The sequence below is a fragment of the Massilia eburnea genome, from assembly GCF_009720745.1.
Classification (GTDB): Bacteria; Pseudomonadota; Gammaproteobacteria; order Burkholderiales; family Burkholderiaceae_D; genus Rugamonas; species Rugamonas eburnea.
This window is the reverse complement of sequence record NZ_WNKX01000002.1, coordinates 317841-340491: the sequence shown is the minus strand read 5'-3', so window position 1 is coordinate 340491 and position 22651 is coordinate 317841. Positions and strand designations below refer to the sequence as shown.

17 protein-coding genes and 4 tRNA genes are annotated in these 22651 nt (G+C 62.5%); 15 read left to right on the top strand and 6 right to left on the bottom strand.

Annotated features, from left to right (window positions below; all coding sequences use genetic code 11):
- Nucleotides 1-35: 35 nt before the first annotated feature.
- Both GM658_RS04065 and GM658_RS04060 read left to right on the top strand, forming a co-directional pair.
- A complete protein-coding gene (locus tag GM658_RS04065) occupies nucleotides 36-2372 on the top strand; it encodes a GH92 family glycosyl hydrolase (protein ID WP_155452711.1) in 2337 nt (778 codons plus the stop codon).
- A complete protein-coding gene (locus GM658_RS04060; RefSeq protein WP_155452710.1) occupies nucleotides 2369-4690 on the top strand; it encodes a GH92 family glycosyl hydrolase in 2322 nt (773 codons plus the stop codon). Before GM658_RS04065 ends, GM658_RS04060 begins: the two co-directional genes overlap by 4 nt.
- On the opposite strand, the gene GM658_RS04055 is transcribed toward GM658_RS04060, so the two are convergent.
- The 4 genes from GM658_RS04055 to GM658_RS04040 are packed head-to-tail and all read right to left on the bottom strand — an operon-like array spanning nucleotide 4671 to nucleotide 8005.
- On the bottom strand, nucleotides 4671-5855 hold the full coding sequence (locus tag GM658_RS04055; RefSeq protein ID WP_155452709.1) for a hypothetical protein: 1185 nt from the start codon (nucleotides 5853-5855) through the stop codon (nucleotides 4671-4673). The two genes, GM658_RS04060 and GM658_RS04055, sit on opposite strands and share 20 nt — an antisense overlap.
- Nucleotides 5856-5911: 56 nt before the next feature.
- Nucleotides 5912-6814 carry a tRNA 2-thiocytidine(32) synthetase TtcA gene (ttcA, locus tag GM658_RS04050; protein ID WP_155452708.1) on the bottom strand — a complete coding sequence of 301 codons (903 nt, stop codon included), beginning with the start codon at nucleotides 6812-6814 and terminating at the stop codon, nucleotides 5912-5914.
- Complete coding sequence (locus tag GM658_RS04045; protein ID WP_155452707.1) at nucleotides 6811-7209, bottom strand: dihydroneopterin aldolase; 399 nt, start codon at nucleotides 7207-7209, stop codon at nucleotides 6811-6813. Before GM658_RS04045 ends, ttcA begins: the two co-directional genes overlap by 4 nt.
- 22 nt (nucleotides 7210-7231) lie before the next feature.
- Nucleotides 7232-8005, bottom strand: coding sequence for an SDR family oxidoreductase (locus GM658_RS04040; RefSeq protein WP_155452706.1), 774 nt, complete (start codon nucleotides 8003-8005; stop codon nucleotides 7232-7234).
- Nucleotides 8006-8058: 53 nt separating this feature from the next.
- Here GM658_RS04040 and GM658_RS04035 point away from each other — a divergent pair, with 53 nt between their 5' ends.
- Both GM658_RS04035 and GM658_RS04030 read left to right on the top strand, forming a co-directional pair.
- Nucleotides 8059-9207, top strand: a complete 1149-nt coding sequence (locus GM658_RS04035) for a class I SAM-dependent methyltransferase (protein WP_155452705.1) — start codon at nucleotides 8059-8061, stop codon at nucleotides 9205-9207.
- 12 nt (nucleotides 9208-9219) lie between these two features.
- A complete protein-coding gene (locus GM658_RS04030; RefSeq protein ID WP_155452704.1) occupies nucleotides 9220-10173 on the top strand; it encodes a J domain-containing protein in 954 nt (317 codons plus the stop codon).
- Between the two features lie 47 nt (nucleotides 10174-10220).
- On the opposite strand, the gene GM658_RS04025 is transcribed toward GM658_RS04030, so the two are convergent.
- Entirely contained in the window at nucleotides 10221-10712 is a 492-nt protein-coding gene (locus GM658_RS04025; RefSeq protein ID WP_155452703.1) for a chemotaxis protein CheW, read from the bottom strand.
- Nucleotides 10713-10856: 144 nt separating this feature from the next.
- Between GM658_RS04025 and GM658_RS04020 the strand changes: the two genes are divergently transcribed.
- From GM658_RS04020 to GM658_RS04010, 3 genes are all read left to right on the top strand, one after another.
- Nucleotides 10857-12437, top strand: a complete 1581-nt coding sequence (locus GM658_RS04020) for a DUF3369 domain-containing protein (protein WP_155452702.1) — start codon at nucleotides 10857-10859, stop codon at nucleotides 12435-12437.
- Between the two features lie 102 nt (nucleotides 12438-12539).
- Nucleotides 12540-14192, top strand: coding sequence for a tetratricopeptide repeat-containing response regulator (locus GM658_RS04015; protein ID WP_155452701.1), 1653 nt, complete (start codon nucleotides 12540-12542; stop codon nucleotides 14190-14192).
- Nucleotides 14193-14216: 24 nt separating this feature from the next.
- On the top strand, nucleotides 14217-15791 hold the full coding sequence (locus GM658_RS04010) for an HDOD domain-containing protein (RefSeq protein ID WP_155452700.1): 1575 nt from the start codon (nucleotides 14217-14219) through the stop codon (nucleotides 15789-15791).
- Between the two features lie 145 nt (nucleotides 15792-15936).
- On the opposite strand, the gene GM658_RS04005 is transcribed toward GM658_RS04010, so the two are convergent.
- Entirely contained in the window at nucleotides 15937-19194 is a 3258-nt protein-coding gene (locus GM658_RS04005; protein WP_170298654.1) for an EAL domain-containing protein, read from the bottom strand.
- Nucleotides 19195-19392: 198 nt separating this feature from the next.
- On the opposite strand from GM658_RS04005, the gene GM658_RS04000 reads away from it, so the two are divergent.
- From GM658_RS04000 to rplK, 8 genes are all read left to right on the top strand, one after another.
- Nucleotides 19393-19478: transfer RNA gene (locus tag GM658_RS04000), tRNA-Tyr, on the top strand.
- 51 nt (nucleotides 19479-19529) lie between these two features.
- Nucleotides 19530-19603: transfer RNA gene (locus tag GM658_RS03995), tRNA-Gly, on the top strand.
- Between the two features lie 22 nt (nucleotides 19604-19625).
- Nucleotides 19626-19700: transfer RNA gene (locus GM658_RS03990), tRNA-Thr, on the top strand.
- A 68-nt stretch (nucleotides 19701-19768) separates the two neighbouring features.
- Nucleotides 19769-20959 (top strand): elongation factor Tu, encoded by a 1191-nt coding sequence (gene tuf, locus GM658_RS03985; RefSeq protein ID WP_155452638.1) that lies wholly within the window; start codon nucleotides 19769-19771, stop codon nucleotides 20957-20959.
- Nucleotides 20960-21039: 80 nt separating this feature from the next.
- Nucleotides 21040-21115 (top strand) — tRNA-Trp (locus GM658_RS03980).
- Nucleotides 21116-21153: 38 nt separating this feature from the next.
- Entirely contained in the window at nucleotides 21154-21537 is a 384-nt protein-coding gene (secE, locus tag GM658_RS03975; RefSeq protein WP_155452699.1) for a preprotein translocase subunit SecE, read from the top strand.
- Nucleotides 21537-22130 carry a transcription termination/antitermination protein NusG gene (nusG, locus tag GM658_RS03970; protein WP_155452698.1) on the top strand — a complete coding sequence of 198 codons (594 nt, stop codon included), beginning with the start codon at nucleotides 21537-21539 and terminating at the stop codon, nucleotides 22128-22130. The genes secE and nusG overlap by 1 nt, the downstream gene beginning before the upstream one ends.
- Before the next feature lie 89 nt (nucleotides 22131-22219).
- Nucleotides 22220-22651, top strand: coding sequence for a 50S ribosomal protein L11 (rplK, locus tag GM658_RS03965; RefSeq protein ID WP_028103004.1), 432 nt, complete (start codon nucleotides 22220-22222; stop codon nucleotides 22649-22651).

Sequence of the window (22651 nt, the reverse complement as noted above, 5' to 3'; positions counted from 1 at the left end):
AGCGCTATAAAAGCAGCACTATAAAAGGAGACAGCATGGCTATTCGACCTTTCGTGGCGCTGTGCACCGCCGCGCTGCTGGCCGCCGCCGGCGGCGCCGCGCAGGCCGCCGCACCCGGCACCCCGGCCGCCGCCGTCAACGTGTTTATCGGCACCGGCGGCGATGGCCATACTTTCCCCGGGGCCACGCGTCCCTTCGGCATGGTGCAACTGAGTCCGGACACCCAGGTGCGCCATTTCCGCCAAAGCTACCCATGGGCGGCCGGCTACCGCTACGAGGACAATTCCATCCTCGGCTTCTCCCATACGCACTTCTCCGGCGCCGGCCACTCCGACCTGGGCGATATCCTGCTGATGCCGTATTCCGGCGACACCAAGCTGGAGCCAGGCTACCCCGAGCGGCCCTTCAGCGGCTACCGTTCCCGCTTCCGCCATGAGGATGAACGCGCGGAGCCGGGCTACTACGCGGTGCGCCTGCAAGACCACGACGTCGACGTTGAACTGACCGCCAGCGAACGCGTTGGCCTGCACCGCTATCGCTATGCCAAAGGGGCCGGCGCCAAGGTCATTCTCGACCTGCGCCAGAGTATCTACGATTACGCCGGCAAGAACCTGTGGTCCTCGCTGCGCGTGCGCGACAACAGCACCATCACCGGCATGCGCATCACGCGCGGCTGGGCGCCCGGCCGCCAGGTCTACTTCGCGATGAAGTTCTCGCGCCCGATGGCGGGCCGCGCGCTGCTCAACCGCGAAGAGGGCGTTGAGTACAAGGGCTTCGCCGGCCCGGGCAAGTCGGCGGCCGACAAGGCCCAGGTGGAAGGCAAGGCCCTGGTGGCAGCCTTGGACTTCGGCACGCCGGACGACGGCACCTTGCTGGTGAAGGTTGCGCTGTCCGCCGTCAGCGAAGACGGCGCGCTCGCCAACCTGGAAGAAATGCCGGGCTGGGATTTCGACGCCGAGCGCCAGCGCGCCGGCGCCGCATGGAATGAGGCGCTTTCCGCCGTCGCGATCGATGCGCCGGCCGATATGCGCACCATGGTTTATACGAGCCTGTACCACGCCATGCTGGCGCCAAGCCTGTTCATGGACCGCGACGGCCAATACCGCGGCCCGGACAACCAGGTGCATCAGGCCAAGGGCTTCCGCTACCACTCGACGTATTCGCTGTGGGACACCTACCGCGCCCTGCATCCTCTGCTGACGCTGGTGCAGCCGGAGCAGCGCAACGCCGATTTCGTGAATTCCCTTGTCGCCTCGCGCCAGCATAGCCCTCACGGCATCCTGCCGGTATGGGCATTCCACGGCCTGGAGACCTGGTGCATGATCGGCTACCACGCGGTGCCGGTCATCGCCGACGCCTACATGAAGGGCATCAAAGGCATCAACCCAGACGAGGCGCTGGCCGCCATGGTCGCCAGTGCGGAATACGGCCCCTACGGCGGCCTTGAGCACTACATGAAGCTCGGCTACGTGCCGATCGACCTCGAGCCGGAAGCCGCCTCCAAGACCGTGGAATATGCCTTCGACGACTGGACCATCGCGCGCATGGCGGAGAAGATGGGCAAGAAGGACATCGCCGCACGCTTCTACAAGCGGGCGCAGAATTACCGCAATGTGTTCGACATCAAGACCGGCTTCGTCCGCGCGCGCAAATCGACTGGCGAATTCCGCGAGCCATTCAATCCGGTGCAGTCCAACTTCGGCAGCGACTACACCGAGGGCAGCGCCTGGCAGTATTCCTGGTACATGCCGCACGATAACGCGGGCCTGGTCGGCATGCTGGGCGGCGACGCCGGCCTGCAGTCGAAGATCGACCAGGTGTTCGACGCCAAGGTCGACGAAAACGTCTACGCGCATATGGAAGACATCTCCGGCCTGATCGGCCATTACGCCCACGGCAACGAGCCTTCGCACCACGTGGCCTACCTGTACAACTATGCAGGCGCGCCGTGGAAGACGCAGGCGCGCCTGGCGCAGATCGTTCCGAGCCAATACCATAACAAGCCTGACGGCCTGTCCGGCAACGACGACCTGGGCCAGATGTCGGCCTGGCTGACCTTCACCGCGCTGGGCTTCTACCCGGTGGCGCCGGGCAGCAACGAGTATGTGATTGGCCGCCCCTTCGTCGACAAGGCCGTGCTGAACCTTCCGAACGGCAAGCGCTTCACGATCAGGGCAGAAGGCCTGAGCGCCGCCAACGCCTACGTCGGCAGCGTCACGCTGAACGGCAAGCCGCTGGCGCACAGCTTCCTGCGCCACGAAGACATCATGGCCGGCGGTGAACTGACGTTCCGCATGCAGGCCGCACCAAACAAGGAATGGGGCCGTGAAATCAGCGCCCGCCCATACAGCCAGACTGGATACCAGCAATGAAGACTCTCGCATTTGCCTTTGGATTCGCCTTCGCCAGCGCGTCGGCCCCGGCCACAGCACAATTCGTTGGCAAGGTAAGCGACCCGGTGGAATGGGTCAACCCGCTCATGGGCACGGCCAGCAAGCCGGAAATGTCGAACGGGAATACCTACCCGGCGGTCACCGTCCCCTGGGGCATGAACCTGTGGACGCCGCAGACCGGCAAAATGGGCAATGGCTGGGCTTACCAGTACGACGCCGACAAGATGCGCGGCTTGAAGCAAACGCACCAGCCTTCGCCATGGATGAACGACTACGGCCAGTTCTCCGTCATGCCGGTGACCGGCGGCAAACGCTTCACGGAAGACGAGCGCGCCAGCTGGTTCTCGCACAAGGCCGAGACCTCGAAGCCGTATTACTACAGCGTCTACCTGGCCGATTCCGACGTTACGGCCGAACTGACGCCGACCGAGCGCGCCGCGCAATTCCGCTTCACCTTCCCGGAATCGGACAAGAGCTACGTGGTGGTCGATGCCTTCGACAAAGGCTCGTACGTCAAGATCATTCCCGGGCAGCGCAAGGTGGTCGGCTACAGCACGCGCTATGCGCGCGGTCCGCTGCCATCCAATTTCCGCCTTTACTTCGTCATGGTATTCGACAAGGCATTCACCTCCACCGATGTATGGCGCGACAAGGAGCTGGTTGAGGGCGCATTGGAAATGGAAAGCCAGCATAGCGGCGCCATCGTCGGCTTCAAGACCAAGCGCGGCGAGCAGGTGCACATGAAGGTCGCCTCGTCCTTCATCAGCGCCGAGCAGGCCGAATTGAACCTGCAGCGCGAACTGGCGCAGGACGATTTCGACACCACCCGCGCCCGCGCCAAAGCCGCCTGGAACAACGCCTTGTCGAAGGTGGAAGTGGAGGGGGGCACCATCGACCAGATGCGCACCTTCTATTCCAGCCTGTATCGCATGGTGCAGTTCCCGAACAAGCTGTATGAAGTCGATGCCGCCGGCCAGCCGGTGCACTGGAGCCCTTACAACGGCAAGGTGCTGCCCGGCTACCTGTATGGCGGTACCGGTTTCTGGGATACGTTCCGCGCGCTGTACCCGTTCCTGAACCTGGTTTACCCATCGATCAACCGCGAGATGCAGGCCGGCCTGGCCAATGCGTACCGCGAAGGCGGCTGGCTGCCGGAGTGGTCCAGCCCTGGTTACGCCGACATCATGGTCGGCAACAATTCGGCTTCCGTGGTGGCTGACGCCTGGATCAAAGGCAGCCGCAGCCCCGATATCGAAACCTTGTGGCAAGCGCTCAAGCACGGCGCCGACAACGAAGGACCCATGTCCGCCGTCGGCCGCGCCGGGGTGAAGTACTACAACGAACTTGGCTATGTTCCTTTCGACGTCAAGATCAATGAGAACGCCGCCCGTACGCTGGAATACGCCTATGACGATTTCGCGATCTACCAATTGGGCAAGGCGCTCGGAAAGCCGGAATCGGAAATCGGCATCTACGCCCAGCGCGCCATGAATTACAAGAAGCTGTTTGATCCGGAAACGCGCCTGATGCGTGGCCGTAACAAGGACGGCAGCTTCCAGGCGCCATTCAACCCGGTCAAATGGGGCGACGCCTTCACCGAAGGGAACAGCTTGCACTATACCTGGTCCGTCTTCCACGACATTGACGGCCTGGTGAACCTGATGGGCGGCCGCGCCGCCTTTGTCGACAAGCTCGATACCGTGATGAGCATGCCGCCAACGTTCGACGACAGCTACTACGGCTCGGTGATCCACGAAATCCGCGAAATGCAGGTGGCGAACATGGGCCAGTACGCCCACGGCAACCAGCCGATCCAGCACATGCTCTACCTGTATAACTACGCCGGCGCGCCATGGAAGTCGCAGTACTGGATCCGCGAAACGCTGAACCGCTTGTACAAGGCCACGCCGGACGGCTACTGCGGAGATGAGGACAACGGCCAGACGTCGGCCTGGTATGTGTTCTCCGCCCTTGGCTTCTATCCGGTGACGCCGGCCGTCGGCCAATACGTGGTGGGCGCCCCGCTGTTCCAGCACGCCACCGTGCACCTGGAGAACGGCAAGCAGCTGCGCATCAACGCGCCTGGCAATGACGCCGGCAAGCGCTACATCCGCTCCGCCAAACTGAATGGCCGCGCAATCCAGCGCAACTGGCTGGGCCACGATGAAATCCAGCGCGGCGCTACCTTCGACGTCGAGATGTCGGCGCAACCGAACCAGCAGCGCGGCATTGCGCCGGCCGATGCGCCGTATTCTTTCTCGCGCGCCGAAGCGGCGGCTACATCGCCGAAACGATAGCGTCGATCATCTGCTGGGAATAGGGGTCGCCTTTCACTTCGGTCGCCAGCATCATCGAGCGCCAAAGTGGGACGATACCGACGCCCAGCTTGTCGAAGCGCATCAGGCCGCAGGCATAAATGCCGTCGTAGGTATCGACAGCGCCGCCTAGTTTTTCGCAGGTGGCGGCCTGCTTCGCGCGGTAGGCCTTCACCAGCTCTTCGCTGTACACGCCGGTCTGGAGCAAGGCATCGAGTGCCATTGCCTCCGCACCGCCTTCGTGGATCCATGGATCCTGGTCGCCGCGCATGCCGCCTTGGGCGACCGCCATTTGCCAGACGTGTGCCATCTCGTGTGCCACGTTCAGTGCCGCGATCGCGCGCAGTTTCGGATGATCGAGCAGCACCTGCTTGCCTTCCAGCCTGTAGGAAACCTGCCCCTGGCCCAAGATGGCGCCCCCCTTCATCGAGAAACCCGACGACTCGAAATTGTCCACCGAGACCATGATCAGCAGCTCGTCTTTTAAGTCCCGCTGATAGGCTTTCTCATAGTAGGAAGCGGTCTTTGCGCCGGCATCGAGGATCGTTTCGCGCAGCCACTGCGGGGTTCGTGGATCAATCAGGATTTTCACAGCGCCTGCCGGCACCGCCTGCGACGGTCCAAAGTAGGCATAGCCACGCGCTCCACCGGGCTCGAGCCGGTTAGCCGGCGGAGCAATCACGTTTTCCTGCGCCAGGCCAAACAGCTTGATATCGGTGCGCATGGCGAGCGTCTTTTTGCCCTGCTCGACATCGCCTTGCAGGTGGCCCAGGTAGACCGACGTTCCGCCATCGCCGAAGCGGTTGAAGGAGACATACTCCTTGGGCGACCAGCCATCGAAAGTCCTGATCTGCACGCTGGCCGTCTTGAATGGCTTGCCCTTCGATGCGATGACATCGGAGTCCGGATCGGATGTCATGCGCATGCCGGGCGTGAGCACCTTCCACTCCTGCTGCCGGAACTTGCCAATGGAATGAAGCTTGACCGCCGTAACAGGCTGCGCAAACCGGTAATCCACGCGCCACAAGTCTTTCGCTACATGGTGCACATCCACCGCCACGGCAAGGCCGGGCTGCTCCTCCGCATGCACGAGAGGCGAAACACACAGCATCAGGAAAGCGGCGCACAGGCCAAGGAAACGCTGCATCGGGAGATCCCTTCGATGAAAAAAGAAGGGACCTATTCTACCCCGAGAAGTTGCTTTTATTGCAAATTGACGAGAGGGATCGTCGAAGGAGCAGGCGTGGAGCAAGGCTCCTCGTCGAAGGCGATATCGCCCAGCGGGTTCGCGATGCCGTCGGTCTTGAGGTCGGTGAAGCCGAACAGCTCGCGGTCCATCAGGTGCGATGGCACCACGGTGGACAGGGCGGAGAAGGTGTTCTCCACGCGGCCCGGATGCTTCTTCTCCCATTCGCGCAGCATGGCCTTGATCTGCTTGCGCTGCAGGTTTTCCTGCGAGCCGCACAGATCGCACGGGATGATCGGGAAGTTTTTCACGGCGGCATAGCGCTCGGTGTCTTCTTCCTTCACATAGGCCAGCGGGCGGATCACCATATGCTTGCCGTCGTCGGACACCAGCTTGGCCGGCATGCCCTTGATCTTCCCGCCGAAGAACATGTTGAGGAAGAAGGTCTCGAGGATGTCGTCGCGGTGGTGGCCCAGGGCGATCTTGTTGCAGCCCAGTTCATCGGCCACGCGGTACAGGATGCCTCGGCGCAGGCGCGAGCACAGGGAGCAGGTGGTTTTGCCTTCCGGGATCAGGCGCTTGACGATCGAGTAGGTGTCCTGGTTCTCGATATGGAACGGCACGCCCAGTTTTTCCAGGTAGGCCGGCAGCACGTCGGCCGGGAAGTTCGGCTGCTTCTGGTCCAGGTTGACGGCCACGATCTCGAAGTTGATCGGCGCGCGCTCGCGCAGCGTCATCAAAATATCCAGCAGGGCATAGGAGTCCTTGCCGCCGGACAGGCAGACCATTACCTTGTCGCCGTCTTCGATCATATTGAAGTCGCCGATGGCCTGGCCCACCAGGCGGCACAGGCGCTTGTGCAGCTTGTTGTTCTCGTAGGCGACCTTGTCTTCGGCCTTGGTGTCCACTACTGCGTTCATTCTGCGTCCTTGATACGGAATACTTCCACGCCCACGCCCTCGCAATCGGGGTACACGTCAGGCTTCATGGTCGATACGCGCGCTGCGCGCACGCTCGGGTGGGCCAGCATGGCCTGCACCACGTCGTCGACCAGGGTTTCCTGCAAGTGCACGTGGCCCTCCGCCATGCGGCGGGCGATGGTCTCGCGCATGAAGTCGTAGTCGACCACTTCGTGCAGCTCGTCGGCCTTCGGCGTCGACACGGCCAGCGGGATGTACAGGTCAACGTTGATCAGGACGCGCTGTTCGCCCTTCTTCTCGAAATCGTGCACGCCGATATTGATCAGCACTTCATAGTTGCGCAGGAACAGCCGGCGGCAGTCTTGCAGTTGCGGGTGAATCAGGGCGGACAGCATGGTGCTAATCTTTCAAAAATATTCATTTGGCCAGGAACATCACGTCGCGCGGCGATGGCAGCAGGTGCTGGCCGCCATCGACCAGCAGGGTCGTGCCGGTCATCGCCCGCGCGCCCGCCGCATATACCACGGCGGCAGCAATGTCCTCGGGAGTGCTGGAGCGGCCCAGCGGCGTCTGGGTGTGCGCTTTCTCGAAGCCTTCCTCGCTCTGGTCGCCGGACACCATGGTGATGCCGGGCGCCACGCCCACTACCCTTACCTTGGGCGCCAGCGACTGGGCCAGCATGGTGTTGGCCGCTTCCAGCGCCGCCTTGGACAGGGTGTAGGACAGGAAATCAGGGTTGAGATTATAAAGCTTCTGGTCCAGCAGGTTCACAACCACGGCCTGGCCGCCTTCCGGCGTGGCGTCGTACAGGGCCCGCGCGAGCTGGATCGGCGCCGCCACGTTGGCGTGCATATGGGCGTCAAGACGGGCGTGGCTGAAATCCAGGTCCGTATCGTAATCGAACAGGGAGGCGTTATTCACCACGCAGTCGACGCGGTCCAGCGCCTTCAGTGCAGCGGGCAGCAGGCCGCGCACCGCTTCCTCGTCGGACAGCTCGCATTGCAGCGTGATGGCGCGGCGGCCAAGGGCGGCGATCTCCTGCGCCACATGGCGCGCCTCGTCGTGCGAGTTGCGGTAGTGGACGGCGATATCCCAGCCGGCGCGCGCCAGGCCCAGCGCGATTTCGCGTCCCAGGCGGCGTCCGGCGCCGGTCACCAGGGCCACGCGCGGGTTTTCTTCAGAATTGGTCATAGTCAAATTGCGCAAAATGGCGCCGGGCAGCGCTGAACCGCTACAATGCCGGCATGTCTTTACCAGCACCTTCCCCCGACGCGCTGGCCGCGTCCCAAGCCTTGCAGCGCCTGATTGCCGATGACATGACACGGCAAGGCGGCGCCATCCCGTTCTCCCGCTTCATGGAACTGGCGCTGTATGCGCCGGGCCTGGGCTATTACAGCGGCGGCGCCGCCAAGCTGGGCAAGGATGGCGATTTTACAACCGCACCGGAGCTGAGCGCCCTGTTCGGGCAGACGCTGGCGCATGTCGCAGCCGCTATTATGGACCAAAGCGCGCCGCACATCCTTGAATTCGGCGCCGGCACGGGCAAGCTGGCCAAGGACATCCTGACCGAAGCGGCGGCGGCCGGCATTACTGTGGAGAGCTACGCCATCGTCGAACTGTCCGGCGAACTGCGCGCCCGCCAGCAGGAGCTGCTGCGCGATTTCCCGCAAGTACGCTGGCTGGACGCGCTGCCGGAATCGTTTGCAGGCGCCGTCTTCGGCAATGAAGTCCTAGACGCGATGCCGGTGGACGTGGTCACCCTGACTGAAGAGGGCTGGCAATCGCTGCACGTGGCCGCTTCCGACGCCGGTTTCGCCTGGCGCCCAAGCGCCGCCGATGCCGCCCTGCGGGCGCAGATCGAGCGCCAGATTCCCGACGCCGACTCCCTGCCGGTCGGCTATGTGACCGAAGTGCATGGCGCCGGCTGCGGTTTCATGGCCACCCTGGCCGCGATGCTGGCGAAGGGGCAGGGCGCCGCCTTCCTGTTCGACTACGGTTTCCCGGCGCGCGAGTTCTACCTGGGCGACCGCGCCACCGGCACCCTGATGTGCCACTACCGCCACCATGCCCATGCCGAACCGTTCTACCTGCCCGGCCTGCAGGACATCACCGCCCACGTCGACTTCACGGCCATGGCGCTCGCTGCCCAGGAGGCAGGCGCGCAAGTCATGGCCTACAACAGCCAGGCCGGCTTCCTGATCGGCGCTGGCATCGGCGAACTGATGCAGCGCTTCGACCCCGCTGACGCCCTGCATTACCTGCCGCACGCCAACGCGCTGCAGAAATTGCTTTCTCCAGCGGAAATGGGAGAATTGTTCAAGGTGCTGGTGATCGGCCATGGCGTCGAACTGCCGGGGCAGCTGCTGCGTAGCGACCGCAGCCACCGTTTGTAATATGATTGAGAGATGGGAAAGATACATACTCACTATGACAACCTGAAGGTAGCGCGTGGCGCGCCACAGGAAGTTATACGTGCTGCTTACAAGGCCCTGAGCCAGAAATATCATCCTGATAAGAATCCGGGGGATGAAAAGGCGGCCCGCATCATGGCGATCGTCAACACGGCCTATGGCACGCTGTCCGATCCGCAACGGCGCAAGGAGCACGATGAGTGGATCACCCAGGAAGAATTCGAAATCGAGTGGCTGGAAAGCACCAGGCATGAGCCGGCCCATGAGCCGGGCTGGTCGGACCAGCTCGACCTGCCGCGCCGGCGCCGGGTCCTGAAGTCCTGGCGCTTCTGGGGCACGGTAGGCGGTGCCGCCGCTGCCGGCTGGCTGGGCGGCGTGCTGACGGTGACCGAACCGCGCGCCATGTCCAGCGTCCTGGCCGGCGCCTGGGGCGGCAAGCCGCCCGCCGAACTGACGGCCACCGCCTCCGCCACCCCGAAAATCCACCCCCCGCGCGTGGAAAAAGTCACCCCGGACGATGGCTGGGCCGTCGCCAAACCGTACTCGCCGGAACCATCGGTATCCGCCGCTGCGGCCCCGCCGATCAAGGTGCTGGCCCTGTCCCAGGTGGTGCTGCCCAGTGCCGCCGTCGACTGCGAAGCCGACGTCGCCCCGCCGGTAGCACCCAACGGCGAGCCCTGGCCGGCGCAGTCCGGCTATGTGGAAGGATTCCCCGTCGGCAACAAAGGTGAAGACATGCAGCTCACGCTGGACAACAGTTCCAACGCCTCGCCGGTCTTCATCAAGGTGTACGACCTGGAGCGCCGCTCCAACGTACGCTACGCCTACGTGCAGCCGCACGACAAGCTGGTAGTCGACCAGTTATCCAACGGCAAATACGAAATCCGCTACCAGAACCTGAACCTCGGCCCCGGCCAGAACGGTTGCTCGCGCAGCAAAGCCGGTTGAAAAAGGGGACGTACCCCTTTTTCAAATAAAGTGTTACGTCCCCTTTTTTACGCTGCGCCGGCGGCGAGGGTTTCGCTCAGGCCCATTTCCGGGCTGGCCATCAGGCGGTAGATGTCCACCAGGATCAGCATGCGTTCGTCGATCGTGCCAAGGCCGATCATGTATTCGGAACTGAAGGCGGTGCCCATGTCGGGAGCGGGCTTGATTTGCTCGGGCGTGAGCGTCGTCACGTCGGACACCGAATCGACAACCATGCCCACCACGCGGCCATTGATGTTGAGGATGATCACTACGGTGAACTGGTCGTACACCGGCTCGCCCAGCTTGAACTTGATGCGCATGTCCACCACGGGAATGATGATGCCGCGCAAGTTGATCACGCCTTTGATGAACTCGGGCGCGTTGGCAATCCGGGTTACCGCTTCGTAGCCGCGGATTTCCTGCACTTTTAAAATATCAATGCCGTATTCCTCGGCCCCCAGCTTGAATGCCAGGAATTCCTTGCCTTGGCTCGCGTCTTCTTGCGCAGTAACTTGCATGGTTTTTTCCTTTAGCAAAATCTGTGTTGTCAAAGCGTATCAGAGTGCAAAGTGATTTACGAGGGGGTAATTTTTAATTGCTAGCTTAGTCAAATCTGATTATGCTGGATGTAAAGATTAGCGCAATTAATTCAAGGAGATTTCATGGCGGACCCCCAAGCCGTCGATGATAACTGGCTGCTCGAAGAAGACGAAGAAGATAAGCAGCCAACATCGGCCGGATCCCCTGAACAGCGCCTGTGGCGCGTGCTGATTGTGGATGATGACCAGGACGTGCATGCGGTCACCCGCCTGGCGCTGCGCAACGTCAGCTTCAAAGGACGGGAACTGGAGCTGTTCTCGGCTTACAGCGGCCGCGAGGCGTTTGAAATCCTGCGCGATACGCCTGACATCGCCCTGGTCCTGCTGGACGTGGTGATGGAGACCGACGATGCCGGCCTGCTGCTGGCGCGCCGTATCCGCGAAGAACTGCACAATTCCATCGTGCGCGTCGTGCTGCGCACCGGCCAGCCGGGCCAGGCGCCCGAGCAGCGTGTGATCATCGAATACGACATCAACGATTACAAGGCCAAGACTGAACTCACCACGCAAAAGCTGTTCACCACCGTGATCTCGGCCCTGCGCGCCTACGAGAGCCTGAACATGCTGGAGCGTTCGCGCATTGGCCTTGGCAAGATCCTGGCCGGCGCGACCAACCTGTACCAGATCCATTCCCTGCGTGAATTTGCTTCCGGCGTGCTGAACCAGGTCTCCGCCATCCTCGACGTGGGGGCGGACGGCGTGCTATGCCTGATGCAAGTCGATACCGGCGATACCACCGTGGTGGCCGCCACCGGCGGTTACGCGCCGCTCGCCGAAAGCGAGCGCATGCCGGACAACCATCCGCTGTGGCCGACCATCCGCAAGGCTTTCCAGGAGCGGAAGAGCCAGTTCGATCATCCGGCCAATGTGCTCTACATCCATACCCAGGAAAACCGCGACGTGCTGATTTCCGTCACGCCGCCATGGCCCCTGGCCCAGATCCAGCGCGACCTGCTGGAAGTGTTCTGCGAGCGTATTGCCGCTGCATTCGACAACCTGTACATGTTCGGCCAGCTGCGCAAGGCGCAGGAAGCGACCGTGGTGGCCCTGGCCGACCTGGCGGAATTCCGCGACGGCTGCACCGGCGGCCATGTGCGCCGCGTGCAGCAGCTGTCTTCCGCCATCGCTGCGCGCATGAAGGAACGCGGTGTCTATGACGATGAACTGACGCCGCAGCTGGTCGATATGATCGGCCTGGCCTCCATCCTGCATGACGTGGGCAAGGTGGCCACGCCCGACCATATCCTGCTCAAGCCGGGCCCGCATACCGATGACGAGCGGGCACTGATGCAAACCCACGCCGCCGTCGGGCGCAGCGTGCTGGAGCGCGCGGCCAATATGGTCGATGGTGTCAGCTACCTGACCTATGGCGCGGAAATCGCCGGCGGCCACCATGAGCATTGGGATGGCGGCGGCTATCCGAACCAGCTGAAGGGCAGGCAGATCCCGCTCTCGGCGCGCATCGTGGCCGTGGTCGACGTGTTCGATTCCCTGCTGCATGAACGCCCCTACAAGGAGCCTTGGCCCTATCCGGAAGTCATGACGTATATCCGCGATCGTTCGGGCACCCAGTTTGATCCGGAAGTGGTGGCGGCCCTGAACGATGTGGTGGAACGCAATCCAGGCCTGGGCCATAGCGCGTAAGGAATCGCAGCATGGCAGCCGCGCCGCGCTGCCATGTGCATTCTCACCAAAAAACACGGCGCGTAATAGAATAAGGACAGCCCTAGTCCTACGCCGAAAGCCATGAATGAACTGAAGGGCCTGACAGCGCTGGTCATCGAGCCCAATCCCAGCATGCGCGCCAGCCTGCACAATATGCTGAGCCTGTGCGGCCTGGAGCGGATTGAAGATGCCGCCAGCTCCAACCAGGCGATCCGCGCCCTGGAACACCGGATTTTCGACCTGGTCCTTTGCGAGTACGCGCTGGAAGGCGGCCAGGACGGCCAGCAGATGCTGGAAGACTTGCGCCACCACCGCCTGATCACTTCCTCGACCATGTTCTTCATGGTGACCGGCGAGGGCCAGTTCAGTAAAGTCGTCAGCGCGGCCGAGCTGATGCCGAACGATTACATCCTCAAGCCTTTTGCCGCCGATGCCATGCTGGAACGCATCTGGCGTGCGGTCGACCGCCGCAACGCCATGCTGCCGGTGCAACAGCTGGTCGAAATGGGTGATCTGCGGGCCGCGATCGAAGCATGCGAAGAGGGGGAAGCAGCGCAGCCGCGCTTTGCCCTGGAGTTCCGCCGGCAGCGCGCCGAGCTGCACATCCAGGCCGGTGAGCCGGAGTTGGCCGAGCCCATCTATGCCGAGCTGTGGGAAAGCCGCCAGGTGCACTGGGCGCGCCTGGGCCAGGCCAAGACCCTCTATCTGCGCGGCCGTTACGACGAGGCGCGCGACATGCTGGAAGACTTGCTGGGCAAGAACAGCCGCTTCCTTGACGCCTACGACTGGCTGGCGCGCACCCATGAAGCGAAGGGCGACCTGGCGGCAGCGGAAGCCGTGCTGGCCAACGCTGTCGAGCTGTCGCCGCATGCGGTGCGCCGCTTGCGCCGGCTGGGCGAGGTGGCACTGGAAGCGGGCGACGTCGACGGGGCCGAGCGTGCCCTGAAGCAGGTGGTGAGCAAGACCCGCTATTCGGAATTCCGCACGCCGGAAGACCACGCCAAGCTGGCGCAAACCTTGGTCAAGAAGGGCGATCCGGTGCAGGCGGCAGCCGTGATCCGCGACCTGGACAAGACCCTGGCAGGCGCCCCCAATACCGAAGTCTGCAGCGCAATCGCCTCGGCCGCGCTGCACGAATTCACCGGCAATACAGCGCGCATGAATGCGTCGATCGACTCGGCCTTGCAAGGCGTGCGCGAGGCCATTGGCTTGTCGAACGAGATGAAGATGGAGCTGGCGCGCACCTGCCTGGACGTCGGCAGGGAAGAGCAGGCAACCGAAGTCATGCGCGACGTCATGCGCAATTCGGCCACCCCTGGCGCCATGGCGCGCGCCATGCGCATGATGGCGCAGAGCGGCCGCGCCGAGCTGGCGCAGCGCCTGGCCGACGAGAGCCGCAACGAAGTGGGCGAGATGGTGGCGGCCGGCGCCGCGCTGGCAAAACAGGGCGACTTCCGCGGCGCGGTGGACTTGATGCTGGAAGCGGTTGCCAAGCTGCCCGACAACGCGCAGGTCGCCTTCAACGCCGCGGTGGCAATCCTGAAATGCCTGGAAAACGAAGGCTGGGACGATAAGCTCGGCCGCAATGTGCTGGCGCTGGTGGCCACCGTGCGCCGCCTCGATCCGGCCAACACCAAGCTCAACGCGCTGGCCGGCCTGCACCAGGAGATATTGAAGAAATACAACATCCGGCCCGCCGCGCGGCGTGAAGCAGGGGTGCGCATCGCGATCTGATAGCCGCTGGCGCTACAATGGGTCATGAACACTAGCCACACCCCTGAAGAGCGCCCGGTCCGCGCCTACCTGCTGAAAAAATTGTGCAGCGACGATGAGGGCTTGTTCGCGCTCGGCGTTTCGATGGCGCGCGTGGTGCAGATGGCCGATTCCGACGACCAGGGCACGCAAAGCCTGGCTTACCACGTGCTGTCGGACGTTGCGCTCACACAGAAAATCCTGCGCCTGGCGAATACCCCGCAATACCGGCAGGCGTCCGGCGCGCCGGTAACCACTATTTCCCACGCAATTTCGCTGCTTGGTTTCGATAATGTGAAAACCACGGCGCTGGCCATGATGCTGGTCGACACCATGTCCAACAGCAAGCACGCGAAGAGCGTGCGGGTGGAGCTGGAGGCGGCGCTGTGCGCCAGCCTGGTGGGGCGCGAACTGGCGCGCTACAGCCCATACCAGAAGGCGGAAGAAGCTTCCATCGGCGCGCTGTTCAAGAACCTGGGCCCGCTCATGATCGCCTCGCGCGAGCATGAGCGATTCCGTGAAATCAATGCCCTGATCGAGGCGGGCGAACATTCGCACGGCCAGGCATCGCAGATGATCCTGGGCAGCAGCTACGACACCTTGACTGCCACGGTACTGCGCGAATGGAAGATTCCCGAGGTGATCATCCGTTCGCTGCAGCCGATTTATGGCAGCACCTTGCGTCCGCCGGCCGACCGCGCGGAATGGATCCGCCAGGTCGTCACCTTCAGCATCGAGGCGGCGAGGGCGCTGACCCGTGTGGGGGGCGTGAAGCCAGAGGACGTGCGCGCCTTGCACCAGCGCTACGGCAATTCGCTGGGATTGGAAAAGGAGCAGATCACCACCGTGCTGACGCGCGCGCGCAGCGGCATGGATGCCTTGCTCAACAGTATGCAGCTGGATGGCGGCGTCGGCGGCAAGTATGGCGAGCCGGGCGATCCGTACGCGGAAGCGGAGGCGGCGCCGGCGGCTGCCGGGGCCGATGCTGCAGGGACGCTGCCGAGCGTGCTGGCGCTGGCCAGCCTGGATTCCGGGGCGAAGGAGGGCGCTTATCCGAGCGGCAAGCCGTACGACGCGCGCGAGCGTTTGCTGGCGGGCGTGCAGGAGCTGACGGAAATGCGGGTCGAGGGCAAGGCCAAGGTCAATGAGCTGGTGCAGGCGGTGCTGGAGACTTTGTACCGCAGCATGGGGTTCCGTTTCGCCACGGTGTGCCTGAAGGATGTGAAGGCGGCGCAGTTCCGCGCGCGCATTGCGCTGGGGGATAAGCTGGCGGCGCGGCAGGAAGGCTTTGTGTTTCCCTTGCAGGGGAAGGACCTGTTCCACCTGGCGCTGGATAACGATGCCGATTTGATGATCGCCGATGCGAGCACCAACAAGATCCAGGATCTGCTGCCGCAGTGGCATAGGGATTTGCTGCCGGATGCGCGCAGTTTCATCGTGCTGCCGCTGGTGGTGAACGGGGTGCAGCTGGGCTTGTTTTATGCGGACCGTTCGCAGCCGGCGCCGGAAGGGGTGCCGCCGGATGAGACTTCCCTGATCCGGGCGCTGAAGGCGCAGGTGTTGGCGGCGCTGTCACCCTAAACCCGGCAAACCTGGGTCAGGCCCAAGGGTCAGACCCCCAACGGTTCCGCAGCCGCGTGGTTGGTTTCCGGCTTTTGATCGTCGCAATAAGTCAAAGACCTGGAACCATTTCCCCGGCAGATGATCAGACCCAGGTTCACCGGGTTTAAGCCGGCACAGGCAAGCTGCCAGCCAGCGCCTCAAACTCCCCCACCGGCATCGGCCGCGCAAACAGATACCCCTGCGCCTCATTGCAGAACTTCCCGCGCAAGAACGCCACCTGCGCCTCCGTCTCCACGCCCTCGGCCACCACCCCCAGCCCGAGCGAATGCGCCAGCCCGATGGTCGCCGACACTATCACCGCATCATTCGGATCGCTCTCGATATCCTTCACAAACCCCCGGTCAATCTTGATCCGGTCAATTTCAAACAACTTGAGATAGCTGAGCGAGGAATACCCCGTCCCAAAGTCATCGATTGCCACCTTGATCCCGCGTGCGCGCAGCTCGCGCAGCAAATCCCGGCTGCGTTCCGGGTCCTGCATTGCGGCCGACTCCGTAATCTCCAGCTCCAGCAGTGCAGGATCGATCCCGCTCTCGCGCAGCAACCGGTCCAGCAAGGGCAGCAAGGAAACCCCACTGCACTGCCGCGCCGACAGGTTGACCGCCAGCCTCAGCGAACCCTTCCAGCGGCTGAGCAAATCCACCGTCTGCTGCAGCACCCATTCGCCCAGCGGCAAGATCAGCCCCGATTCTTCCGCAATCGGGATAAAGCGGTCCGGCCCCACCATGCCCAGTTCGGGATGGTGCCAGCGCAGCAGCACTTCCGCGCCAATCACGCGGCGGCTGGCCAGCTCCACCTGCGGCTGAAGGTAGAGCTCGAATTCCTTGCGTTCCAGCGCCTGCCACAAACGGTTTTCCATCAGCAGCCGCTCGTGGGTCGCCGCATTCATGGCCGCCTCGAAGAACTGGAAATTGCCGCGTCCCTGGCTCTTGGCCGCATACATCGCCGTGTCGGCGTGGCGCAGCAGGGTGGCGCTGTCGTGCCCGTCAGGCGGGAACATCGCCACGCCGACGCTGGTGCCGGTGTGGATGGTCTTGCCGGCCAGCTGGAAGGGCTCGGCCAGCGCGGCCACGATGCGCTGCGCGATCTGCCCGGCATCGGCCGGCGTCACCGTGCCTGCCGTGACCACGATGAACTCGTCGCCACCGAGGCGGGCGATGGTGTCGACTTCGCGCAGCAATTCACGCAGGCGGTCCGCCACCGCCACCAGCAGCTGGTCGCCGGTTGCGTGGCCATGGGTGTCGTTAATTTTCTTGAAGTGGTCGAGGTCGAGGAACATCACGGCCGCCGTGCCGTGCGAGCGGCGGGTTTGCGCCAGCAACTGGTCCAGGCGCAGGTTCAGCGAGAGGCGGTTGTCCAGTCCGGTCAGCGGGTCGTGGTGCGCCAGTTTGTAGATGCGTTCCTGGGCGCGCTGCTGCTCTGTCAGGTCGTGCAGGATGGCGACGAACACATTGCCATCGGGTAGCTCCACCTCGCTGACCGAGGCGGCGATGGGGAAGATGCTGCCGTCATGGCGGCGCCCGCTCGATTCGTGCTCGTGACTGGCGCCCGCGGCGATATTGCGCAGCAGGCGGGCGGCGCTGTCGCTTTCCGCTTCCGGCAGCAGGCTCGCCAGCAGCATGCCGGCCAGCGCTTCGGGCGCATAGCCGAACAGGCGGCCGGCGGCGGCGTTGGCCGATACCAGCAGGCCGTCGGCGCCAATGGTCAGGATGGCGTCGGCTGCCTTGTCCAGGATCGCTTGCAGGCGTGCTTCGCGTTCGCGCAAGCGCGTGGTGGATTCCTTCACCTGCAACTGGATCTGGGCACGTTCGCCGCTGGTCAGCAGCATCAGCGCACCGAGCAGGCCGGTCAGCATCAGGCCGGCGCTCAGCACCAGCCAGCTTTGCCAGCCGTGCTGGTGCACCATATAGGCTGCTGAGGGTTCCAGCACCAGTTCGTATTCGCGTCCCCCAAAGCTGAGCTTGCGCCAGTAGTCGTCGCCATTCGGCGCGCGTGACAACTGGTCAACCAGCGTGGTCGGCCCAGGCTGGCTGCGGTCCACCAGGCGCGCCTGCATATGCGGGAATTCGGCCGAAGCCAGGCCGCCCTTCACATAGGAATCGATCTGCATCGCCAGCATCAGCATGCCGGCAGCCGGCTGGCCATCGCCGGGATCGACGGCCTGCAGCAGCACCACGCCGCTGCCTTCGCCAGGCTGCGACAGCATGACCGGTGCGCTGACCACAGGCTTGCCCGTGCGCAGTGCTTCGCGCACGGCATGCGCGCGCACCGGTTCGGCCAGCCAGTCCAGGCCCAGGTAGTGGCGGCGCGCTGCGGGTTCGATGAACAGCGTCACCATATGCTCGCCGGCCGGGACGGCGGTATGGCTGCGAGGATCATGGCTGTGACTATGGCCCGGCCCGGTGGACGGGGCGATGATGTGGAAGTCCGGGCCGATCTGCTCACGGGCCCAGGCTTCGAAGGCGGGACGCTCGGCTTCGGACACTGGACGCAGCCAGGCCATCGACAGCAGCTCGGACCGCTGGTCGAGGTAGCCGTGGGCGATATTCTCGAAGCCGCGCGCCGACATCACACGGCCATAGCGGTTGATGGCGCGCGCCATGGCGAAGACATAACGTTCGTGTTCGCTGAAGCGGGCTTGCAGCAAGTCGCCCACCTGCTGGGCCTTGAGGCGGAAGCCTTCCAGGTGCTGCCGGGTCTCCCAGCGCGCCACCAGCACGTACAGCAGCACGCACAGCGTCACCAGCAGCAGCTGCGGCAAGCCTACCAGCAGGCGGCGCCTTTGCCACAAGGCGCGCGGCTGGCCGAACACGACCCAGCACAGCGGCGCCGCCAGCAGTACACCGATGGCGTCGCCAATCCACCAGGTCAGCCAGCTCGTCAGCCAGCCTGCCGGCGAGATGGCGCCGACCGCGACCGCCACGCCATTCGATAGCGTGCAGCTGACCAGGGTGACGCACACTGCCAGCAGCAGGAAGCGCAGCACATCGCGGCCGGAGCCGATTTCCGGCCGGATGGCGCGGCGGAAGTACAGCATGCCCAGCCAGGCTTGCAGCGCCGAGCCAAAGGCTGCGGCCAGGGCAGCCAGCCCTTGCGGCAGGGGCGGCAGGCTGAGCGGGTTGGGAGCGCCCGGCAAGGGCAGGAAATTGATGAGCAGTGCGCCGACGGCAACGCCGGGTAGCAGGCGCGGCCCGAACGTGACCACGGCTGCCAAAGCAATCCCGGCCGGCAGGAAGAGCGGGCTGGCATAGCCTGGCGCCAGCGAAAGGTGGAGGCAAAAGCGGCCCACGACCGAATATACCGCCAGTAACAGCAGGTTGGCGGCCAGGGTGCGTGGCCAGCTGGGGGAGGGATTCTTCACAGAATAAGCGCTCCGGTGCACGGGATAAGTTGACCGATTCTAAAGCAAAATGTGCAACGCAAAAACAACACTTGCAAATTTGCAGGGGTAGCCATTACAATCTCGCCCCGAAGCGCACGTCATGCAGCGTTTGCGAAATAAGCAAATAACGGTATTGACAGTGTAAGAAACATGCTTCATACTCTGCGGTTCCTTCGCGGAGGGGTGGCCGAGTGGTTAAAGGCAGCAGACTGTAAATCTGCCCTCTTATGAGTACACTGGTTCGAATCCAGTCCCCTCCACCAAAGCTTGCAGGTAGCTAAGTGAAGTCAGCAGTCGAATGTAGTCGGAACCTCGCGGGTGTAGCTCAATGGTAGAGCTGAAGCCTTCCAAGCTTAAGACGAGGGTTCGATTCCCTTCACCCGCTCCATGCAGCACAGTAGTAAAAATAAGCCCTTGTAGCTCAGTGGTAGAGCACTCCCTTGGTAAGGGAGAGGCCACGTGTTCAATCCACGTCAAGGGCACCAGAATTCTGCAGTATCTATCTGATAGTCGGGCGCGTGCCCAGCAACTCAACATTTGTTAGGAGTCTAAAATGGCAAAAGAAAAGTTCGAGCGGACTAAGCCGCACGTGAACGTTGGCACCATCGGTCACGTTGACCATGGTAAGACCACCCTGACCGCTGCAATCGCAACCGTTCTGTCGAAGAAATTCGGCGGCGAAGCGAAAGCTTACGACCAGATCGACGCTGCTCCAGAAGAAAAAGCACGCGGCATTACCATCAACACCGCCCACGTCGAGTACGAGACCGCCACCCGTCACTACGCTCACGTTGACTGCCCAGGCCACGCCGACTACATCAAGAACATGATTACCGGTGCTGCGCAGATGGACGGCGCGATCCTGGTTTGCTCCGCAGCTGACGGCCCAATGCCACAGACCCGCGAGCACATCCTGCTGGCACGTCAGGTTGGCGTTCCATACATCATCGTGTTCCTGAACAAGTGCGACCTGGTTGACGACGCAGAACTGCTAGAACTGGTCGAAATGGAAGTGCGCGAGCTGCTGTCCAAGTACGAATTCCCAGGCGACGACCTGCCAATCATCAAGGGTTCGGCACGTATGGCGCTGGAAGGCCAGCCAGGCGAAATGGGCGAAGAGTGCATCATGCGCCTGGCCGACGCCCTGGATTCCTACATCCCAACCCCAGAGCGCGCTGTTGACGGCACCTTCCTGATGCCAGTGGAAGACGTGTTCTCGATCTCCGGCCGCGGTACCGTGGTGACTGGTCGTGTTGAGCGCGGCGTGATCAAGGTCGGCGAAGAAATCGAAATCGTTGGTATCGTTGACACCGTCAAGACCACCTGCACCGGCGTGGAAATGTTCCGCAAGCTGCTGGACCAAGGTCAAGCCGGCGACAACGTTGGCCTGCTGCTGCGCGGCACCAAGCGTGAAGACGTTCAGCGTGGTCAGGTTCTGGCGAAGCCAGGCTCGATCAAGCCGCACGCTCACTTCACCGGCGAGATCTACGTTCTGTCGAAAGATGAAGGCGGCCGTCACACCCCGTTCTTCAACAACTACCGTCCACAGTTCTACTTCCGTACCACCGACGTGACCGGCTCCATCGAGCTGCCAGCGGACAAGGAAATGGTTATGCCAGGCGATAACGTCTCCATCACCGTGAAGCTGATCTCCCCGATCGCTATGGAAGAAGGCCTGCGTTTCGCAATCCGTGAAGGCGGCCGTACCGTCGGCGCCGGCGTGGTTGCCAAGATCATCGACTAATAAGTCGAAAGAATCCAGCCAAGACTAGCGCTCCTCAGTGAGGGGTGCTAGAATTACGGATTCACTGTTAAGTTTTACGTAGGGGCGTAGCTCAATTGGCAGAGCGTCGGTCTCCAAAACCGAAGGTTGGGGGTTCGATGCCCTCCGCCCCTGCCACCGAATCTGGTGCAGGGCACCGAAAGTAAAAAAAGTAAATGTCTAATCAATCCGTGCAAACCGTTAGCACGACGGGCGATAAGCTCAAAGTCGTGTTGGCAGTTGTGGCGTTGATTGCAGGCGTGGTCGGATTCTTCGTCCTGACCGGTAAACCAACCCCTGTGCGGGCAGCCGCGCTTGTGGTTGGTTTGCTCATTTCCGCTGGCATCGCGTACACCTCTGCTACTGGCCGTGATTTCCTGAATTTTGCGAAGGAATCCGTTCGCGAGACCAAGAAGGTTGTGTGGCCTACCCACAAAGAAGCCCGTCAGATCACTCTGATCGTGTTCGCCTTTGTGGTGGTAATGGCGATCTTCCTGTGGGGCACGGATAAGATCCTCGAATTTGTGTTGTACGACCTCATCCTGGGTTGGAAGAAATAATGAGCGAAATTGTACAAGACGAGCCAGGCCAGCCTGAGCAGCCTGTGTCGACGCCAGTCAGCAACAAGCGCTGGTATGTCGTGCATGCATACTCCGGTATGGAGAAAAGCGTGCAGCGCGCCCTGATGGAGCGTGTCGAGCGCGCCGGCATGCAAGACCAGTTCGGCCAGATCCTGGTGCCGACCGAAGAAGTCGTTGAAGTTCGTAACGGCCAGAAGTCCGTTACCGAGCGCCGCTTCTTCCCGGGCTACGTCCTGGTTGAAATGGAAATGACCGACGAAACCTGGCACCTGGTGAAAAACACCAGCAAGGTGACCGGCTTCATTGGCGGCAAGTCGAACAAGCCGACTCCGATTCCTGCGCGCGAGATCGAAAAGATCATGACGCAAATGCAGGAAGGCGTGGAAAAGCCACGTCCAAAAGTGCTGTACGAAGTGGGCGAGCAAGTCCGCATCAAGGATGGTCCGTTCACCGACTTCAACGGCAACGTGGAAGAAGTCAACTACGAAAAATCCAAGGTGCGTGTTTCCGTCACCATCTTCGGCCGCGCGACTCCAGTCGAACTCGAATTCGGTCAAGTCGAGAAGATTTAACGCCGGGCTGAGCGTCTAATCAGTCAAACAAGAGGAGCCCCGCCGCGTGCGGGGCGCTACTACTCAATCCAACGATAGGAAGTGCCCAAATGGCAAAGAAAATCATTGGCTTTATCAAGCTGCAAGTTCCAGCTGGTAAGGCAAACCCATCCCCTCCAATCGGTCCAGCACTGGGCCAGCGCGGTCTGAACATCATGGAATTCTGCAAAGCGTTCAACGCGCAGACCCAAGGTATGGAACCAGGCATGCCAATCCCAGTCGTGATCACTGCGTTCGCCGACAAGTCCTTCACCTTCGTGATGAAGACCCCTCCAGCGACCTTCCTGATCAAGAAGCACTCCGGCGTGCAAAAAGGTTCGGCTAAGCCACATACCGACAAGGTAGGCAAGCTGACCCGCGCGCAAGCTGAAGAAATCGCTAAACTGAAGACCCCGGACCTGACCGCTGCCGACCTGGATGCTGCTGTTCGCACCATCGCTGGTTCCGCACGTTCCATGGGCATCACCGTAGAGGGCATCTAA

Bases quoted from the DNA above. Each gene is read 5' to 3' on its own strand.
- GM658_RS04065 (WP_155452711.1), top strand. From the start codon at position 36: ATGGCTATTCGACCTTTCGTGGCGCTGTGCACCGCCGCGCTGCTGGCC.
- GM658_RS04060 (WP_155452710.1), top strand. From the start codon at position 2,369: ATGAAGACTCTCGCATTTGCCTTTGGATTCGCCTTCGCCAGCGCGTCG.
- GM658_RS04055 (WP_155452709.1), bottom strand. From the start codon at position 5,855: ATGCAGCGTTTCCTTGGCCTGTGCGCCGCTTTCCTGATGCTGTGTGTT.
- ttcA (WP_155452708.1), bottom strand. From the start codon at position 6,814: ATGAACGCAGTAGTGGACACCAAGGCCGAAGACAAGGTCGCCTACGAG.
- GM658_RS04045 (WP_155452707.1), bottom strand. From the start codon at position 7,209: ATGCTGTCCGCCCTGATTCACCCGCAACTGCAAGACTGCCGCCGGCTG.
- GM658_RS04040 (WP_155452706.1), bottom strand. From the start codon at position 8,005: ATGACCAATTCTGAAGAAAACCCGCGCGTGGCCCTGGTGACCGGCGCC.
- GM658_RS04035 (WP_155452705.1), top strand. From the start codon at position 8,059: ATGTCTTTACCAGCACCTTCCCCCGACGCGCTGGCCGCGTCCCAAGCC.
- GM658_RS04030 (WP_155452704.1), top strand. From the start codon at position 9,220: ATGGGAAAGATACATACTCACTATGACAACCTGAAGGTAGCGCGTGGC.
- GM658_RS04025 (WP_155452703.1), bottom strand. From the start codon at position 10,712: ATGCAAGTTACTGCGCAAGAAGACGCGAGCCAAGGCAAGGAATTCCTG.
- GM658_RS04020 (WP_155452702.1), top strand. From the start codon at position 10,857: ATGGCGGACCCCCAAGCCGTCGATGATAACTGGCTGCTCGAAGAAGAC.
- GM658_RS04015 (WP_155452701.1), top strand. From the start codon at position 12,540: ATGAATGAACTGAAGGGCCTGACAGCGCTGGTCATCGAGCCCAATCCC.
- GM658_RS04010 (WP_155452700.1), top strand. From the start codon at position 14,217: ATGAACACTAGCCACACCCCTGAAGAGCGCCCGGTCCGCGCCTACCTG.
- tuf (WP_155452638.1), top strand. From the start codon at position 19,769: ATGGCAAAAGAAAAGTTCGAGCGGACTAAGCCGCACGTGAACGTTGGC.
- secE (WP_155452699.1), top strand. From the start codon at position 21,154: ATGTCTAATCAATCCGTGCAAACCGTTAGCACGACGGGCGATAAGCTC.
- nusG (WP_155452698.1), top strand. From the start codon at position 21,537: ATGAGCGAAATTGTACAAGACGAGCCAGGCCAGCCTGAGCAGCCTGTG.
- rplK (WP_028103004.1), top strand. From the start codon at position 22,220: ATGGCAAAGAAAATCATTGGCTTTATCAAGCTGCAAGTTCCAGCTGGT.